This is a genomic window from Krasilnikovia cinnamomea (assembly GCF_004217545.1).
GTDB lineage: Bacteria > Actinomycetota > Actinomycetes > Mycobacteriales > Micromonosporaceae > Actinoplanes > Actinoplanes cinnamomeus.
The window spans coordinates 828260-845497 of record NZ_SHKY01000001.1 but is presented as its reverse complement, the minus strand read 5'-3'; the positions used below and the strand labels follow the sequence as shown (position 1 = coordinate 845497).

General features: G+C 71.9%; 18 protein-coding genes. 17 read left to right on the top strand and 1 reads right to left on the bottom strand.

Annotation, left to right across the window (positions count from 1 at the left end; translation table 11 throughout):
* Window positions 1-36: 36 nt before the first annotated feature.
* The 9 genes from pgsA to EV385_RS03645 all read left to right on the top strand — a co-directional run bounded on the left by pgsA (window position 37) and on the right by EV385_RS03645 (window position 6393).
* Window positions 37-654, top strand: coding sequence for a phosphatidylinositol phosphate synthase (gene pgsA, locus EV385_RS03685; RefSeq protein WP_130508166.1), 618 nt, complete (start codon window positions 37-39; stop codon window positions 652-654).
* On the top strand, window positions 651-1565 hold the full coding sequence (locus tag EV385_RS03680; RefSeq protein ID WP_130508165.1) for a phosphatidylinositol mannoside acyltransferase: 915 nt from the start codon (window positions 651-653) through the stop codon (window positions 1563-1565). Before pgsA ends, EV385_RS03680 begins: the two co-directional genes overlap by 4 nt.
* A gap of 10 nt (window positions 1566-1575) precedes the next feature.
* Window positions 1576-2730, top strand: a complete 1155-nt coding sequence (locus EV385_RS03675; protein ID WP_130508164.1) for a glycosyltransferase family 4 protein — start codon at window positions 1576-1578, stop codon at window positions 2728-2730.
* 25 nt (window positions 2731-2755) lie between these two features.
* Window positions 2756-3277, top strand: coding sequence for a hypothetical protein (locus EV385_RS03670; protein WP_130508163.1), 522 nt, complete (start codon window positions 2756-2758; stop codon window positions 3275-3277).
* 113 nt (window positions 3278-3390) lie between these two features.
* The gene (gene pdxS, locus EV385_RS03665; protein ID WP_130508162.1) at window positions 3391-4296 is read left to right on the top strand and encodes a pyridoxal 5'-phosphate synthase lyase subunit PdxS; all 906 of its coding nucleotides are present in this window, start codon (window positions 3391-3393) and stop codon (window positions 4294-4296) included.
* Between the two features lie 75 nt (window positions 4297-4371).
* Window positions 4372-4977, top strand: a complete 606-nt coding sequence (pdxT, locus tag EV385_RS03660; protein WP_130508161.1) for a pyridoxal 5'-phosphate synthase glutaminase subunit PdxT — start codon at window positions 4372-4374, stop codon at window positions 4975-4977.
* Between the two features lie 15 nt (window positions 4978-4992).
* Window positions 4993-5745 carry a YebC/PmpR family DNA-binding transcriptional regulator gene (locus EV385_RS03655; protein ID WP_130508160.1) on the top strand — a complete coding sequence of 251 codons (753 nt, stop codon included), beginning with the start codon at window positions 4993-4995 and terminating at the stop codon, window positions 5743-5745.
* Window positions 5746-5863: 118 nt separating this feature from the next.
* A complete protein-coding gene (locus EV385_RS03650) occupies window positions 5864-6136 on the top strand; it encodes a type II toxin-antitoxin system Phd/YefM family antitoxin (protein WP_130508159.1) in 273 nt (90 codons plus the stop codon).
* Window positions 6133-6393: a Txe/YoeB family addiction module toxin gene (locus tag EV385_RS03645; RefSeq protein ID WP_130508158.1), complete on the top strand. Its 261-nt coding sequence runs from the start codon at window positions 6133-6135 to the stop codon at window positions 6391-6393. Before EV385_RS03650 ends, EV385_RS03645 begins: the two co-directional genes overlap by 4 nt.
* A 60-nt stretch (window positions 6394-6453) precedes the next feature.
* On the opposite strand, the gene EV385_RS03640 is transcribed toward EV385_RS03645, so the two are convergent.
* Window positions 6454-7032 carry a hypothetical protein gene (locus EV385_RS03640; protein WP_130508157.1) on the bottom strand — a complete coding sequence of 193 codons (579 nt, stop codon included), beginning with the start codon at window positions 7030-7032 and terminating at the stop codon, window positions 6454-6456.
* 102 nt (window positions 7033-7134) lie between these two features.
* Here EV385_RS03640 and ruvC point away from each other — a divergent pair, with 102 nt between their 5' ends.
* The 8 genes from ruvC to EV385_RS03595 all read left to right on the top strand — a co-directional run bounded on the left by ruvC (window position 7135) and on the right by EV385_RS03595 (window position 17195).
* Window positions 7135-7668, top strand: a complete 534-nt coding sequence (ruvC, locus tag EV385_RS03635; RefSeq protein ID WP_130508156.1) for a crossover junction endodeoxyribonuclease RuvC — start codon at window positions 7135-7137, stop codon at window positions 7666-7668.
* Window positions 7665-8267: a Holliday junction branch migration protein RuvA gene (gene ruvA, locus EV385_RS03630; protein ID WP_130508155.1), complete on the top strand. Its 603-nt coding sequence runs from the start codon at window positions 7665-7667 to the stop codon at window positions 8265-8267. Before ruvC ends, ruvA begins: the two co-directional genes overlap by 4 nt.
* Window positions 8264-9316 (top strand): Holliday junction branch migration DNA helicase RuvB, encoded by a 1053-nt coding sequence (gene ruvB / locus EV385_RS03625; protein ID WP_130508154.1) that lies wholly within the window; start codon window positions 8264-8266, stop codon window positions 9314-9316. Before ruvA ends, ruvB begins: the two co-directional genes overlap by 4 nt.
* 151 nt (window positions 9317-9467) lie before the next feature.
* Window positions 9468-9866, top strand: a complete 399-nt coding sequence (gene yajC / locus EV385_RS03620) for a preprotein translocase subunit YajC (protein ID WP_242624678.1) — start codon at window positions 9468-9470, stop codon at window positions 9864-9866.
* 191 nt (window positions 9867-10057) lie between these two features.
* Window positions 10058-11977 carry a protein translocase subunit SecD gene (secD, locus tag EV385_RS03615; protein WP_130513051.1) on the top strand — a complete coding sequence of 640 codons (1920 nt, stop codon included), beginning with the start codon at window positions 10058-10060 and terminating at the stop codon, window positions 11975-11977.
* A 1-nt stretch (window position 11978) separates the two neighbouring features.
* Window positions 11979-13160, top strand: a complete 1182-nt coding sequence (gene secF / locus EV385_RS03610; protein WP_130508152.1) for a protein translocase subunit SecF — start codon at window positions 11979-11981, stop codon at window positions 13158-13160.
* A 109-nt stretch (window positions 13161-13269) separates the two neighbouring features.
* Window positions 13270-13830, top strand: coding sequence for an adenine phosphoribosyltransferase (locus EV385_RS03605; RefSeq protein WP_130508151.1), 561 nt, complete (start codon window positions 13270-13272; stop codon window positions 13828-13830).
* 815 nt (window positions 13831-14645) lie between these two features.
* Window positions 14646-17195, top strand: a complete 2550-nt coding sequence (locus EV385_RS03595; RefSeq protein WP_130513050.1) for a RelA/SpoT family protein — start codon at window positions 14646-14648, stop codon at window positions 17193-17195.
* The last annotated feature ends 43 nt before the right edge of the window (window positions 17196-17238 follow it).

Here is a 17238-nt window from a genome sequence, read left to right as displayed (position 1 = left end):
CGTCGGCAGACGGCACGCCGTTATGGTGAGACGGCCATGGCAAAGATCTTCACCGGAACCGCCCGTGCGGTCGTGTCGCACGGCGTCGACCCGACCGCCCGGTTCCTGCTGCGCCTCGGCGTCACCCCCAACGCGGTCACCGTGGCCGGCACCGTCGGGGTGCTCGCCGGCTCGACCGTCGCCGCGTTCGGCCACCTGTTCTGGGGCGTCTGGATCGTCACCGCCTGCGCGCTGACGGACGCGCTGGACGGCACGATGGCCCGGATGAGCGGCGGCACCAGCAGGTTCGGGGCGCTGCTCGACTCGTCCATGGACCGCATCGCCGACGCGGCCGTCTTCGGCGCCGTCACCTTCTATCTGGCCGAGCGCGGCAACCCGTACGGGGGAGTGGTGGCCGCGCTGCTGTGCCTCGCCTCCGGCCAGGTGGTCTCGTACGTCAAGGCCCGCGCGCAGAGCCTCGGCCTGGACGCCGACGTCGGCATCGCCGAACGCCTCGAACGGCTGCTCATCGTCGGCGTCGGCGGCCTGCTCTCCAGCGCGGGCCTGCTCTGGGGCCTGCCCGTCATGCTGTGGCTGCTGGCGGTGCTCTCGATCATCACGGTGTTCCAGCGGCTCACGCACGCCGCCCGCTCGGCGCGGACCCCCACCCCGTGAGCAGGGCCCAGGACCGGCTCGCCGAGTTGGGGTACGCGGCGGGCTGGCGGCTCGTCCGCGCCCTGCCCCAGCGCGCCGCCGAGGCGCTGTTCCGCGCCGGCGCGGACCGGGCGTACCGCGGCGACGGGCGTGGCACCCAGCGCCTGCGCCACAACCTGCGCCAGGTCGTCGGGCCGGACCTGCCGGAGGCGGACCTGGACGAACTCGTCCGGGCTGGACTGCGCTCCTACGCCCGGTACTGGATGGAGGCGTTCCGGCTCCCGTCGCGCACCCCAGCGCAGCATCTCGACGGCTTCCGGCTGGCCCAGGCCGACGAACTGGCCGAGCTGCTGAACCACGGCCGCGGGGCGGTCCTCGCGCTGCCGCACGTCGCCAACTGGGACGCCGCGGCCGCCTGGGTGTCCGCCAACGGCTGGCGGCTGGTCACGGTCGCGGAACGGCTCAAGCCCGAAAGCGTGTTCCGGCGCTTCGTCGAGTACCGGGAAAAGCTCGGCATGGAGGTGCTGGCGCTGACCGGCGGGCAGCGCCACCCGCTGGACGTGCTCGCCGAACGGGCCACCCAGGGGTACGCGGTGGCCCTGCTGGCCGACCGTGACCTGTCCGCGCGCGGCGTCGAGGTGAACTTCTTCGGCGGCCGCACCCGGATGCCCCCCGGCCCGGCCCTGGTGGCGCTGCGCACCGGCGCGCCACTGTACGCCGTGGACATGTGGTTCACCCCCGAGCGCACCGAGGCCAGCATGCGCCGCATTCCGCTGCCCGGACCGGACGAGGGGCCGCTGACCGCGCGGGTCCGCGTGGCCACCCAGCGCCTCGCCGACGCGTTCGCCGAGGGGATCGCCGCGCACCCGCAGGACTGGCACATGCTGCAGAAGCTGTGGCTGGACACGCCCGCGCGCACGGGCCGGGCCTGAGGCGGGCGGCGTGCGGATCGGGATCGTCTCCCCGTACTCGTTCGACGTGCCCGGCGGGGTGCAGAACCACATCATCGACCTCGCCGAGGCACTGATCGAGCTGGGCCACTCCGTCAGCGTGCTGGCCCCGGCCGACGAGGACGCCGACCTGCCGCCGTACGTGGTGCCCGCGGGCCGGGCGGTGCCGCTGCCGTACAACGGGTCGGTGGCGCGGATCGCGTTCGGGCCGGTCTCCACCGCCCGGGTGCGGCGCTGGCTGTCCCGGGGCGAGTTCGACGTGCTGCACGTCCACGAGCCGATGGCGCTGAGCCTGTCCATGCTGGCCGTACTGTCCGCCCGGGGTCCCGTGGTCGCCACGTTCCACACCGCGATGACCCGGTCCCGGGCGCTGGCGGTCGCCCAGGGCCTGCTCCAGCTCATCGTGGAGAAGATCACCGCGCGGATCGCGGTGAGTGAACTGGCCCGCAAGGTGCAGGTGGAACACCTGGGCGGCGGGGCCGTGGAAATCCCCAACGGGGTGGCGGTGGCGAAGTTCGCCCACGCCGAACCGCTGCCCGGCTGGCCGGGCGACGGCGGCGCACTGGGCTTCCTGGGCCGGTTCACCGAGCCGCGCAAGGGCTTCGCCATCCTGCGCACCGCCTTTGTCACCCTGGCCCGGCAGCGCCCCGGCCTGCGGCTGCTGGTCGCCGGCCCCGGCGACCGCGACGAACTGTACGACGAGCTGCCCGCCGACCTGCACGACCGGGTGACCCTCCTGGGGCTGGTCTCCGAGGCCGACAAGGCGCGGATGCTGCGCAGCGTCGACGTGTACGTGGCACCCAACACCGGCGGCGAATCCTTCGGCATGATCCTCACCGAGGCCATGGCGGCCGGGGCGGCCGTCGCGGCCAGCGACCTGGACGCCTTCCGCCGCGTCCTGGACGGCGGCCGGGCCGGAGCGCTGTTCCCCACCGGTGACGCGGACGCGCTCGCCGAGGTGCTGGCCGGGCTGCTGGACTCGCCCGCCCGCCGGGCCGAGCTCGCCGCCTGCGCCCGCGAGGTGGTGCGGGCCTACGACTGGTCGTCCGTGGCGCAGCGGGTCCTGGAGGTCTACGCCACCGCCATCGAGGCCACCGACGGGCGGGTTTTCGACGCCGAGTGGGCGGAACCACCCCCCGCGCGGTGAGTGCCACGAGCGATCCCGCACTACGATGCCCGGCATGTGGTGGGTCATGGGCATCGTCATGGCGGCTGCCCTGCTCTCGGGTTACCTGACCTGGACGGCGCACCGCGTCGAGCGCGTACACGTGCGCGCCCGTTCCGCCCAGCGCGCCCTCGACGCCCACCTGCTGCGCCGCGCGGCGGCGGCCGCGGTCGTCGCGGAGGCCGCCGAGAACACCGAGCTGTACCTGGCCGCCCGGCTGGCCCTGGACGCCGCGCCGGGGGAGCGGGAGGCCGCCGAGAACGACCTGACCCGCCAGCTCGAGGCGATCGACCTGACCGGCACCGACCCGGCCACCCACGCCCTGATCGTGCACAGCCGGCGGGTGGTGCTGGCCCGCCAGGTGCACACCGACCAGGTACGCGACGCGCTCACCGCCCGCCGCCGCCCGCTCGTGCGGGTGCTGCGGTTGGCCCGCCGCTACCCCCGGCCGCAGTACTTCGACATCGTCGACCCGTACACGACGATGGCCCGCCTTGCCCCGCCCGCCGTCGCGGTGGAGGCCGGCTGACCGCAGGTGGCTCTGCGGAGCAGGCCACTGGGGGGTCGATTGGCCATCGGTGGCCCCAAGTGGCCGCTCTAGACTCGGACCCCGACAAACCCCGCCGTAAGGAGCCGATCTCCGTGTCCGACAGCCAGCAGCCGACGCCCGTCACCGGTACCGCCCGCGTCAAGCGCGGCATGGCCGAAATGCTCAAGGGCGGCGTGATCATGGACGTGGTCACCGCCGAGCAGGCCAAGATCGCCGAGGACGCCGGAGCCGTCGCCGTCATGGCGCTCGAACGGGTCCCCGCCGACATCCGTGCCCAGGGCGGCGTGTCCCGGATGAGCGACCCCGACATGATCGACGGCATCATCAACGCGGTCTCGATCCCCGTCATGGCCAAGGCCCGCATCGGCCACTTCGTCGAGGCCCAGGTCCTGCAGTCGCTCGGCGTCGACTACATCGACGAATCCGAGGTGCTGACCCCGGCCGACTACGCCAACCACATCGACAAGTGGGCGTTCACCGTGCCGTTCGTCTGCGGCGCCACCAACCTCGGCGAGGCCCTGCGCCGGATCAACGAGGGCGCCGCCATGATCCGCTCGAAGGGCGAGGCCGGCACCGGCGACGTCTCCAACGCGGTCACCCACATGCGCACCATCCGCGCCGAGATCCGCCGCCTGCAGTCGCTGCCCGCCGACGAGCTGTACGTCGCCGCCAAGGAGCTGCAGGCCCCGTACGAGCTGGTCAAGGAGGTCGCCGAGGCGGGCAAGCTGCCGGTGGTGCTGTTCACCGCGGGCGGCATCGCCACCCCCGCCGACGCGGCCATGATGATGCAGCTCGGCGCCGAGGGCGTGTTCGTCGGCTCCGGCATCTTCAAGTCCGGCAACCCGGCCGAGCGGGCCGCCGCCATCGTCAAGGCCACCACGTTCCACGACGACCCCGACGTCGTCGCCAAGGTGTCGCGCGGCCTCGGCGAGGCCATGGTCGGCATCAACGTCGACGACATCCCGGTCCCGCACCGTCTCGCCGAGCGCGGCTGGTAATCCATCCCCGGGCACCACGCGGTCTCCGGGCCCCTCGAGGGCCCGGGGACCGCTTTTGACGAGTTGGAGGACGACGTGACCATCGGGGTGCTGGCCCTGCAGGGCGACGTGCGCGAGCACCTGAACGCGCTGACCGACAGCGGCGCGCAGGCGCGGCCGGTGCGCCGCACGGAGGAACTGGACGCGGTCGACGCGCTGGTCATCCCCGGCGGGGAGTCCACCACGATGAGCAACCTGGCCGTCTCGTTCGGCCTGCTCGACCCGATCCGCAAGCGGATCGCCGACGGCATGCCGGTGTACGGCTCCTGCGCCGGCATGATCATGCTGGCCACGACCGTGCTGGACGGCCGAGCCGACCAGGAGTCCTTCGCCGGCATCGAGATGACCGTGCGGCGCAACGCGTTCGGCCGCCAGGTCGACTCGTTCGAGGCTCCGGTCGCGATCGACGGCATCGCGGGCGGCGACTTCCACGCCGTCTTCATCCGCGCCCCGTGGGTCGAGGAGATCGGCCCGGCGGCGCGGGCGCTGGGCCGCGTCACGGCGGGACCGGCCGCCGGTAGGATTGTCGCGGTTCAGCAGGGAAACCTGCTCGCCACGGCCTTCCATCCCGAGCTGACCGGCGACCTGCGCGTCCACCGGCACTTCGTGCAGATGGTGTCCAGCGCCGCAGACGACCGGTGAAGACGGAGGTTCCCCATGTCCGGCCACTCCAAGTGGGCGACGACCAAGCACAAGAAGGCCGTCATCGACGCCAAGCGCGGCAAGATGTTCGCCAAGCTGATCAAGAACATCGAGGTCGCGGCGCGCACCGGGGGCGGCGACCCGGCCGGTAACCCCACCCTCTACGACGCCATCCAGAAGGCGAAGAAGAGCTCCGTACCCAACGACAACATCGACCGCGCCGTCAAGCGCGGCTCCGGCCTGGAGGCCGGCGGCGCCGACTGGCAGACGATCATGTACGAGGGGTACGGCCCGAACGGCGTCGCCATCCTCATCGAGTGCCTCACGGACAACCGCAACCGCGCCGCCACCGAGGTGCGGACCGCGCTCACCCGCAACGGCGGCACGTTCGCCGACGCGGGCAGCGTGTCGTACCTGTTCAACCGCAAGGGCGTGGTCATCGTCCCGAAGACCGGCCTGAGCGAGGACGACGTCATGCTGGCGGTCCTCGACGCCGGGGCCGAGGAGATCAACGACCTGGGTGACTCGTTCGAGGTGATCAGCGAGGCCGGCGACCTGGTCGGCGTCCGCACGGCCCTGCAGGGCGCCGGCATCGAGTACGACTCGGCCGAGTCGTCGCTGGTGCCCACGATGACCGTGGAGGTCGACGAGGAGGCGGCCCGCAAGGTGTTCAAGCTCATCGACGTCCTGGAGGACTGCGACGACGTGCAGAACATCTTCGCCAACTTCGACGTCTCGGACGACGTCATGGCCAAGATCGACGCCTGACGCCGATGCTGCAGTGGTCCTCCGCGGAAGGCTCAGCTCGGCCGCCCACCGCGTAGCTCCACTGCCGCTCGCTCCTCCCGCGTTGTACGCTATTACGTACGAACCGGGGAGGTGTGCGATGCGAGTGATCTCCGCGTCTGATCTGCGGTCGAACCTCGCGGCCGCGCTCGACGCCATCGAGAGCGACGCCGAGAACTTGGTCGTGACCCGCAGTGGTCACGAAGACGTCGTGATCATGCTCAAGCGCGACTACGACGCCTGGCGGGAGACCGACTACCTGTCTCGTGGTGCCAACGGTCTTGAACTGCGCCGCCGTATTGCGGAGATGGACGCCGGTGGCGGTGTGGTGCACGACCTGATCGACGGCGACACCGGTCCGAGCCTTGCGTGAAGATCATTTGGCATCCCTCCGCGTGGGACGAGTATGTCGCCTGGCAGGCGGAGGACCGGCGCGTGCTGCGCCGCGTCAACGAACTCATCCGAGACATCCGACGGGGTAACGACGGGGGCATCGGCAAACCCGAACTGCTCAAGGGCGACCTGAGCGGTTGGTCGTCGCGCCGTATCAACCAGGAGCACCGTCTCGTGTACCGGACCACGGCGAGCGGCGACCTGGAGATCCTCATGTGCCGCTACCACTACGGCTGATCCAGCCTCGACTCCGCGATGGGTCCGTCGCAGTGATCGACGCAATGAACCACCCGGCGGTCAAGGGATCGGCGCGGACAGGTGGGACATGATCTGGACGATGCCGCCCACGATCAGCACCACCGCCGCGGCCACCCGCCCCACCCGCCGCCAGCAGTACCGCTGGTAGGCATGCACCCAGGCGATCTCCGCCTCCGCCACCGCCCGCCCGGTCACCCGGATCGTCGACCCCAACAACGGCGCCAGCCCCTGAGCCACGCTGACCGGCCGGGCAGCCGCCAGACACGAGGCCGCCCCAGTTGCCGGTATCGAGGCAGCTGCCGGCCTCCGGGCGTCTGACGGCACGGAACGCACGTCGACCGGATACGGCCGGTCCTCGCGCCACTGCTTCGCCCGGGCCACGAGCCGGCGCGACAGGAAGTCCGCCGCCGCGTCGCCCCGGCGCAGCCGGGACCACCACCGCAGCCGCCGCCAGTGCCCCGCCACGTCCGCCAGCACCTCACCGGGCAGCTGATTCGCGTACGGGTCGCCGTCCGTCAGGCGCGCGGCGTCCCGGCGCAGCGCGGTGAGATGACCGGCCACGAAGTCCACGTAGTCGCTCGGCGGCTCCTCCGCCATCGGCGGGAACAGGTACGCCATGACGCCTCCCACCCCATCGTCGAGGCGTGTCGCTTCCTGGCACAAGAGGTACTCGTACTAGGGTGTCGAACACACGTACGCCAGGCATGGGGAGGTCGCGTAGTGCGGGTGCTCGGCATCGACCCGGGGCTGACCCGGTGCGGGGTCGGCGTCGTCGAGGGTGTGCCGGGCCGGCCCTGCAAGCTGGTCGCCTACTACGTGGTCTACACCGAGGCCGACGAGGACATCGCGTTGCGCCTGCGGCACCTCGACGAGTCGCTGGCGAAGCTGGTCGCGGAGCACCGGCCCGAGAGCGTCGCGGTCGAGCGCGTCTTCAGCCAGCACAACGTACGTACGGTCATGGGCACCGCCCAGGCGAGCGCGGTCGCCATCCTGGCCGGGGCGCGCGCCCGCCTGCCGGTGCAGACGTACACCCCGAGCGAGGTCAAGGCGGCCATCACCGGCTCCGGCACCGCCGGAAAGGCGCAGGTCACTAGCATGGTGACCCGGCTGCTCGGCCTCGACAAGCCGCCCCGCCCGGCCGACGCCGCCGACGCGCTCGCCCTGGCCATCTGCCACATCTGGCGCGGCGGCACCCGCGCCCGCATCGCCGCGGCGGCCCAGGCCGCCGCCCGCCGGACAGGAGCCCCCCGATGATCGCCAGCGTCCGCGGCGTGGTCGCCGCGATCGCCCCCGACAGCGCCGTCATCGAGGTCGGCGGCGTGGGCCTCGCGGTGCTGTGCGCACCGGGCACCCTCGCGGGCCTCAAGACCGGCGCGGAGGCGCGGCTGGCCACCAGCCTCGTCGTCCGCGAGGACTCGCTCACCCTGTACGGCTTCGCCGACGACGACGAGAAGCACCTGTTCGAGCTGCTGCAGACCGCCAGCGGGGTGGGTCCGCGGCTCGCGCAGGCCGTGCTGGCCGTGCACGCGCCCGACGCGGTGCGCCGGGCGGTGTCCGGTGGCGACATCGCCGCCCTGACCCGGGTGCCCGGCATCGGCAAGAAGGGCGCCGAACGCCTCGTTCTGGAGCTGCGCGACCGGATCGGCGTCGTACCGGCCACCGACGGCGCGTCCGGCGGGGTGCTGCGCGGCGACTGGCAGGACCAGGTACGCCAGGGCGTCGTCGCGCTCGGCTGGTCCGCCGCCCAGGCCGACCAGGCGGTCGCCGCGATCGGTGAGACCCTCGATGGCGAGATCCCGCCGGTGCCCGTCCTGCTGCGCCAGGCGATCCGGCTGCTCGGGCGGACCAGGTGACCGGCGACGGCGTGGTCTCGCCGTACGTCGGTGATGAGGAGCTGGACGCCGAGGCCAGCGTCCGCCCCCGCCGGCTGGCCGAGTTCATCGCCCAGCATCGGGTCCGCGACCAGCTGGAACTGCTGCTCAAGGGCGCGATGGGGCGCGGCACCCCACCCGACCACATCCTCTTGTCCGGTCCGCCCGGTTTGGGGAAGACGACCCTGGCCAACATCGTCGCCGCCGAGCTGGGTACGGGCATCCGCACCACGAGCGGCCCGGTGATCGAACGCTCCGGCGACCTCGCCGCCATCCTCACCAGCCTCGGCCCCGGGGACGTGCTGTTCATCGACGAGATCCACCGGATCGCCAAGCCCGCCGAGGAACTGCTCTACAGCGCCATGGAGGACTTCCGGGTCGACGTGGTGGTCGGCAAGGGGCCCGGCGCGACCGCGATCCCGCTGGACGTGGAGCCGTTCACGCTGGTCGGCGCGACCACCCGGGCCGGCCTGCTGTCCGGGCCGATGCGCGACCGCTTCGGGTTCGTGGCGCACCTCGACTTCTACTCGCCCGCCGACCTGGATGCGCTGCTGCACCGCTCCGCGCGCATCCTGGGCGTGCCGATCACCCCGGAAGGCGCCGTGGAGATCGCCGGGCGCTCGCGGGGCACCCCCCGGATCGCGAACCGCCTGCTGCGCCGCGTGCGCGACTACGCGGAGGTCCGCGCGGACGGGGTGGTCAACGAGCAGACGGCCCAGGCCGCGCTGGCCGTGTACGACGTCGACGAGCTGGGCCTGGACCGGCTGGACCGGGCCGTGCTGCGGGCGCTCATCGAGTCGTTCCGGGGCGGGCCGGTCGGACTGTCGACGCTGGCCGTGGCGGTGGGGGAGCAGGCGGACACCGTCGAGGAGGTGTGCGAGCCGTTCCTGGTCCGGGCGGGGCTGCTGGCGCGTACCCCGCGCGGGCGGGTGGCCACCGACGCGGGCTGGCGGCATCTGGGCAGGACCCCGCCGGCGGACGGGCGCGGCCTGGTCGCGGGCCAGCCGGAGTTGTTCGCCCGTGACGCCTGAGCGCGGGTGCCCTCGTAATGTGAACGTGACGTGTGCCGCGCGCTGTGTTCCCAGGAAGAGGGACTAAACTCGCCGCGGTTCTTACGGGATGTCTGTCTCGCCCCGTCGCGCACCATGTGCCGCGCCGGAGGCTCCATGGAAGGCTCACTTCGTGTTTCTTGCAGCTGATCCCCAGGGTGGTGGCAGCTTCACGCCGCTGCTGCTGATCGCCCTGCTTTTCGGCGTCATGTACTTCATGATGATCCGCCCCCAGCAGAAGCGGCGCCGGGAGGCGCAGGCGATGCAGTCCGCGCTCGGCCCCGGCGACCAGGTCGTCACGATCGGCGGGCTGCACGGCACGGTGACCGCTGCGGACGACGAGGTGGTGACGATCGAGGCGTCTCCCGGCGTCGAGCTGCGATTCGCGCGCCCGGCCATCGCGCGGGTGGTCAAGCCCGAGACGACCGCGACCGCGGCGGACGAGGCCGAGTCCGAGCCCGCCGCCGACGCTCCGGCCGCCGAGGAGCCGATCCAGAGCCCGGTCGTCGAGACCCGCAAGGACAAGGACTGATCGCTCAGCTTCGATGGCGGGATGTCCGGGTCGGGGAGACCGGGCAGCCCGCCATTGTGAATAATCATCGCCGGGCGGATCGTCCGGTTTGACGCGGCTGCCCCGCACCTTTACCCGTTGTCGTCGCGAGCGTGCGGCGGCCGTACCGCACGAGGAGACCGAACGCCGTGGCCCGACCACCACAGGGACAGATGCATCCCGGGCGGCAACTCGCCGTGCTCGGCTTCATCTTCGTCGTGCTGTACCTGCTCGTCTTCTTCGCGGCGGGCGCGGAGGGCAGCGTCCGGGACCGGTTGCAGCCGAAGCTCGGCCTCGACCTCATCGGCGGTACGCAGGTGACGTACCAGGCCTCCCTGCTGGCCAACGGCCAGGTGCCGTCGCGCCAGAGCATGGAGCAGGCCAAAGAGATCATGGAGAGCCGGGTCAACGCGCTCGGTGTCTCCGAGGCCGAGGTCGTCATCGAGGGTGACCGCAACATCGTGGTCTCCGTCGCGGGCCAGGAAGCCGACGAGCTGAAGAACATCGGCCAGGCCGCGCAGATGCGCTTCCGCAAGGTCCTCAAGGCCACCCCCGACGTCGCCGCGGCCGCGCTCAACCCGCCGTCGGCGGCCCCGAGCGCCGCCCCCAGCGGCAGCGCGAAGCCGTCGGCACCGGCCTCCAAGGCGCCGAACGTCACCGGCACCGACCAGCCGACCACCACGCCGAGCGGTGGCCAGGGCGGCGGCCAGATGGCGCCGAGCGCGTCCCCGAGCGCACCGGCCCCGTCGGCGACCGCGGCGGCCACCTCCGCTCCGGCGGCGTCCGCGTCGGCCGCGCCCGTTGCGGGAAAGACGGCCCCGACCCGCGCGGACGTGGAGAAGAAGGTCGGCCCGGAGGCCTGGGCGGCCGCCAGCAAGCTGACCGACGCGCCGGACCTGTCGCAGAACCCGCAGGCCGCGGCGCAGTTCGCGAAGTTCGCGACGCTCACCGGCGACGAGGTCAACGCGCTGACCCCGGAGATGCAGTACAACGTGCCGACGATCAGCTGCAAGCAGCTGCAGGACCGGCCCAACGGCGCGATCGACAACGAGACGGCCAAGGCCACCGCCTGCGACAAGGCCGGGCGGAAGATGTACCTGGACGTCGCCAAGGTGGTCGGCACCGACATCGACACGGCCAGCCCGCAGTACGACCAGCAGCAGGGCCAGTGGGTCGTGTCCCTGGACTTCACCGCGTCGGGCCAGCAGAAGTGGGCCGACCTGACGCGCGAGGCGTACAACAAGACTCCCCCCGACGGGTGTGAGAACGCGGCCCAGGCGCTCGGCGGGGACGGCCAGCACTGCCACGTCGCGGTCGTGCTGGACAAGACGGTCATCTCGGCGCCGGAGATCCAGGGTGTGCTCACCGGCCAGTCCCAGATCACCGGCGACTTCGACGCGAAGTCGGCCCGCGAGCTGGCCGACCAGATCCAGTACGGCGCCCTGCCGGTCACGTTCACCGCGGGCGAGGCCATGACGGTCTCCCCGACGCTGGGCACCGCGCAGCTCAAGGCCGGTCTGCTGGCCGCCGCGATCGGCATGGGGCTGGTGGCGATCTACGCCTTCTTCTACTACCGCCTGCTCGGCACGGTCATCTTCCTGAGCCTGATCCTGTCCGGCGTGTTGACCTACGGGGCCCTGGTCTTCCTGGGCCGGGCGACCGGCTTCACGCTGACCCTGGCGGGCATCGCGGGCTTCGTCGTCTCACTCGGTGTGGCGGCGGACTCGTTCGTCATCTACTTCGAACGCCTCAAGGACGAGATCCACGAGGGGCGAAGCCCGCGCAGCGCGGTGCCCCGGGCGTGGGTGCGGGCGCGGCGTACCATCATCAGCGCCAACACGATCACGATCATGGCGGCCGTGGTGCTGTACGTCGTGTCGATCGGCGCGGTGAAGGGGTTCGCGGCCGCGCTCGGCCTCGCCACGATCATCGACCTGTTGGTGGTGTTCCTGTTCCGCCACCCGATCATGACGATGTTCGCGAACACCAAGGCGTTCCTGTCGCCTCGCGTCAGCGGCCTCGGCCGGGTGCTTCCCGCCCGGACCAAGGCAGACGAGTCGGCGCCCCGCACGTCGCGCGCGAAGGAGGCATGAGATGGCCCGCACCGGCGGTTTCGCCGATCGCCTGTACCGAGGCGAGGCGAACCTCAACATCATCGGGCGGCGCAGGCAGTGGTTCCTCATCTCGGCTCTGCTCACGCTCGTCGCGATCGGCAGCTTCATCTTCCGCGGTTTCGAGCTGGGCATCGAGTTCGAGGGCGGCACGGCGTTCAACGTGCCCGCCACCGCTCAGGGCCGTGAGCTGACGCAGACCGAGATCCAGGACGGGGTGTCGCGGGCGGTCGAGTCGGTCGCTCCGGAGGCCCACGTCGGCGCCGCGCAGAAGGTCGGCCGTGCCGGAGGGGGGCAGCAGTTCTACACCATCCGGGCGTCCACGATGACCCCGCAGCAGGCCGCGGACGCGAAGGCCGCCATCGTCCAGGATCTCAAGGTCGACGCCACCCAGGTCAGCGACAGCCAGGTCTCGGCCGCCTGGGGCGGAGCGGTCACCCGGCAGGCCCTGATCGGGCTCGGCGTCTTCCTCGTCCTGGTGATGGGGTATCTGGTGATCCGCTTCGAGTGGCGGATGGCCGTGGCCGCGGTCTCGTCGCTGCTGCTCGACCTGGTCCTCACGGCGGGCGTCTACTCGCTGATCGGCTTCGAGGTCACCCCGTCCACGGTGATCGGCTTCCTGACGATTCTGGGCTTCTCCCTGTATGACGTGGTCGTGGTGTTCGACAAGGTGCAGGAGAACACCCGGGGCATCACGGCGGGCAGCACGCAGACCTACGGCGAGGCCACCAACCTGGCGGTCAACCAGACCCTGATGCGCTCGATCAACACTGGTCTGGTGGCGCTGCTGCCGGTCGGCGGTCTGCTGTTCATCGGCGCCGGCCTGCTCGGCGCGGGCACCCTCAAGGACCTCGGCCTGGTGCTGTTCGTCGGCATGGGCATCGGCGTGGCCGCCTCGATCCTGTTCGCGGCGCCGCTGCTGTCCTGGCTGAAGGACCAGGAGCCGCGGATCAAGGCGCACAACGCCCGGGTGATGAGCCGCCGTTCCGCGGCCCGGACGGAAGGCGCGGCCAAGCGGGCGGAGGGCGCCTCCGACGAGGCCGCCCCGGCGCTGGCCGGTTCGTCCCCCCGCCCGGGGGCTCGCCCGGCCGCCAAGCGCAACTCTCGCGGGGGCCGTCCCGGCGCGTCCGGCAACCGGCCTGGCGGCGGCGGCAAGCGCCGCTGACCGTCAACCTGCTGGTGGCGGCAAGCGTCGCCGACCGGCCCGAGCATGTCCCGAACGGCCCGCCCACCGCACCGGTGGCGGGCCTTTCGGCCGTCGATAGGCTGAGCGGGTGACTGAGACCGCAGCGGTACGCGGCGACAGCGGGCGGCTGGCCGCCGAGCTCGTCGCCAGCCGGGTGCTGGATGTGCCCGACTTCCCGAAGCCCGGCATCCTCTTCAAGGACCTCATGCCGCTGTTCGCGGACGGGCCGGTGTTCCGGCAGGTCATCGACCAGATCGTGGCGCACCACGGCGCGCAACGGTTCGACGTGGTCGCGGGGGTGGAGGCACGCGGGTTCGTGGTCGCGGCGGCCATCGCCTACGCGACGGGCACCGGCGTGGTGCCGGTGCGCAAGGCCGGCAAGCTGCCGCGCCGCGCGCTGTCGGCGACGTACGCGCTGGAGTACGGCGAAGCCACCCTCGAGGTGCACGAGGACGCGTTCATCGCCGGACAGCGGGTCCTCGTGGTCGACGACGTGCTGGCCACGGGCGGCACCGCGGCGGCGGCGCTCGACCTGGTGGAGCAGGCGGGCGGCACGGTCGCCGGGTTCACGGTGTTGCTCGAGCTCGGCTTCCTGGACGGTCGGCAACGGCTGGCCCCGCGTACGGTCCATGCGGTCCTGACCGTTTGATCCGTTTGGGCCCCACCAGGTGACCCCTTTCGGAGTTCAGGCCCGGCCACCGGGTATGAAGACCCGGGTAGGATGACGTTTCCAACCAGGTGAGCAACGGTGTTCCTGGCGGTGAAGGAGCCCGGTGGCCGACTCCGGCCGGCGGATTCCCTGGCGATGGTGTGAGGAGGCCGGTGTCCAGCGACGTCGCTCCTCCAGTGAAGGGCGCGGTGCAGCCGACCGACAGCTCACCGCCCGGCGCGGACGCCCAGGCGGTGGCCGCTGCGGACTCCGCACGCCCAGGCGCATCACAGGCGGCCGGAGACGCGACGAATCCCGGAGCGGCGCCGGTCGCTGACCTCGCGCAGCCCAATGGCGGTCCACCGGTGGTGGAAGGCCCCACCAGGTCGCGCTCGGGCAACCGCCCGGCCGATCCCGCGCCGCCCGCAGGCGACCGCCCGTCGAAGGCGTCGCCCAAGGCCGCGCCGCCCAAGGCTGAGCCGCCCAAGGCTGAGCCGCCCAAGGCTGAGCCGCCCAAGGCTGAGCCGCCCAAGGCTGAGCCGCCCAAGGCTGAGCCGCAGGCAGCGCCGGCCAAAGGCGGGCCGCAGGCAGCGCCGGCCAAGAGCCAAGCGACCAAGGCCGCGCCGTCCAAGGGCGAGGTCACCAAGGCCCCGTCCCCCCAGGCTGAGCCGCACGCCGCGCCCGCCAAGGGCCAGGCGGCCAAGACGGCGTCGCCCAAGGGCGAGGCGTCCCCGGGCGAGGCGTCCCCGGGCGAGGCGTCCCCGGGCGAGGCGTCCCCGGGCGAGGCGTCCCGGGGCGAGGCGCCCAAGGCCGCAGTGTCCAAGACGGCAGCCTCCAAGACCGCCCCGCCCGCTGCGTCGCCGAAGGCGGAGACGTCCAAGGGGAAGACGCCCACGGGTCAGACCGCCAAGGGCGGTGACGCGTCCAAGGGTGAGGCGACCGCCCGGGCCGCGCGCACCGGGGCCACCACCGTGCGGCCGGGAGCGCCCAGCCGGCCGGCATCGTCTGGCCGCCCGACCACGACCGCGCGCCCGAGCGGCCCCGACCCCGACGCGACCCAGCCGCTGGCGCCCGCCGACGACCCGAGCGCCCCGCTCGGTGCGCTGGCCAGCGCACCGACCGGCCGCCGGGTCCGGGCCCGGCTCGCCCGGTTCAACGCCCCGTGGCAGAGCACCCAGGTCAGCGAGGTGCTCGAGCCGCTGATCGCGACCCACCGGGCCAGCCACCCGAAGGCGGACATCCGGGCGTTGCAGCGGGCGTTCGACGTGGCGGCCCGCTGGCACTCGGGGCAGTACCGCAAGTCGGGCGACCCGTACATCACGCATCCGCTCGCGGTCGCGACGATCCTGGCGAACCTCGGCATGGACACCACCACCCTGGTGGCCGCGCTGCTGCACGACACGATCGAGGACACGGCGTACTCCCTCGAGCAGATGAAGGCCGACTTCGGCCCCGAGGTGGCGCTGCTGGTCGACGGCGTGACGAAGCTCGACCGGGTGAAGCTGGGCGACGCGGCGAAGGCCGAGACGATCCGCAAGATGGTCGTGGCCATGGCCAAGGACCCCCGGGTGCTGGTCATCAAGCTGGCCGACCGGCTGCACAACATGCGTACGCTGACCTTCCTGCCCCGCGCCAAGCAGGAGCAGAAGGCCAAGGAGACGCTGGAGATCCTCGCCCCGCTGGCCCACCGCCTCGGTATGAACACGATCAAGTGGGAGCTGGAGGACCTCGCGTTCGGGACCCTGTTCCCAAAGCGGTTCGAGGAGATCAACCGGCTGATCGGGGAGCACCAGCCGCAGCGCGAGGCGCTGCTGCGCCAGGTCACCCAGCGGGTCCAACTCGACCTGAAGTCCGCGAAGATCAAGGCGGAGGTCACCGGCCGCCCGAAGCACCTGTACTCGATCTACCAGAAGATGATCGTGCGGGGCCGCGACTTCAACGACATCTACGACCTGGTCGGCGTGCGCATCCTGGTGGACACGGTCCGCGACTGCTACGCGGCCCTCGGCGTCATCCACGCGAACTGGCAGCCCGTGCCGGGCCGGTTCAAGGACTACATCGCGATGCCGAAGTTCAACATGTACCAGTCGCTGCACACGACGGTCATCGGCCCGACCGGCAAGCCGGTCGAGATGCAGATCCGTACGTTCGCGATGCACCGCACCGCCGAGTTCGGCATCGCCGCGCACTGGAAGTACAAGGAGCAGAAGGGCGCCACGATCGTGGGCCCGCCCGCGCACATCGACGAGATGACGTGGTTGCGCCAGTTACTTGACTGGCAGCGGGAGGCCAGCGACCCGAGCGAGTTCCTCGACGCGTTGCGCTTCGACCTGTCCAGCCAGGAGGTGTACGTCTTCACCCCCAAGGGCGACGTCATCCCGCTGCCGACCGGTTCCACCCCGGTCGACTTCGCGTACGCGGTGCACACCGAGGTCGGCCACAAGTGCATCGGCGCCCGGGTCAACGGCAAGCTGGTGCCGCTGGAGTCCACACTGTCCAACGGCGACGTCATCGAGATCTTCACCTCGAAGTCGTCCTCGGCGGGCCCGACCCAGGACTGGCTCGGCTTCGTCAAGAGCCCCCGCGCCCGTACGAAGATCCGGCAGTACTTCAACAAGGAGCGCCGCGAAGAGGCGATCGAGGTCGGCAAGGAAGCCATCGTCAAGGCGATGCGCAAGCAGGGCCTGCCCCTGCAGCGCATGCTGACCAGCGAGAACCTCACCACGATCGCCCGCGACCTGCACCTGGCCGACGTGGCGTCGCTGTACGCGGCGGTCGGCGAGAACACGGTGTCGGCGCAGTCGGTGGTGCAGAAGCTCGTCGCCGGGTTCGGCGGCGAGGAGGGCGCGGTCGAGGACATCGCCGAGACCGCCGTGGCCACCCGCCCCCCGCGTACCCGGGGCAGCGCCCAGGATCCCGGCGTCGTCGTCAAGGGTGTCAGCGACGTGTGGGTGAAGCTGGCCCGCTGCTGCACCCCGGTGCCGGGCGACACGGTGTTCGGCTTCGTCACCCGTTCCGGCGGGGTCAGCGTGCACCGCGAGGACTGCGCGAACGCGGAGGACCTGCGGATGCAGCGGGAACGGGTCGTCGAGGTCAGCTGGAAGCCGACCAGCGCGTCGACGTTCCTGGTGGCCATCCAGGTGGAGGCGCTCGACCGGCACAAGCTGCTGGCGGACGTGACCCGCGTGCTGTCGGAGGAGCGGGTCAACATCCTGTCCGCGACGGTCACCACCACCCGGGACCGGGTGGCGGTCAGCCGGTTCACCTTCGAGATGGCCGACCCGAAGCACCTGGGCCATCTGGTCGCCGCGGTGCGCAAGGTGGACGGCGTATTCGACGCCTACCGGGTCACCTCGGGGGCCTGACAGACAACGGAAGAGGGCGCGGACCACGGTCCGCGCCCTCTCT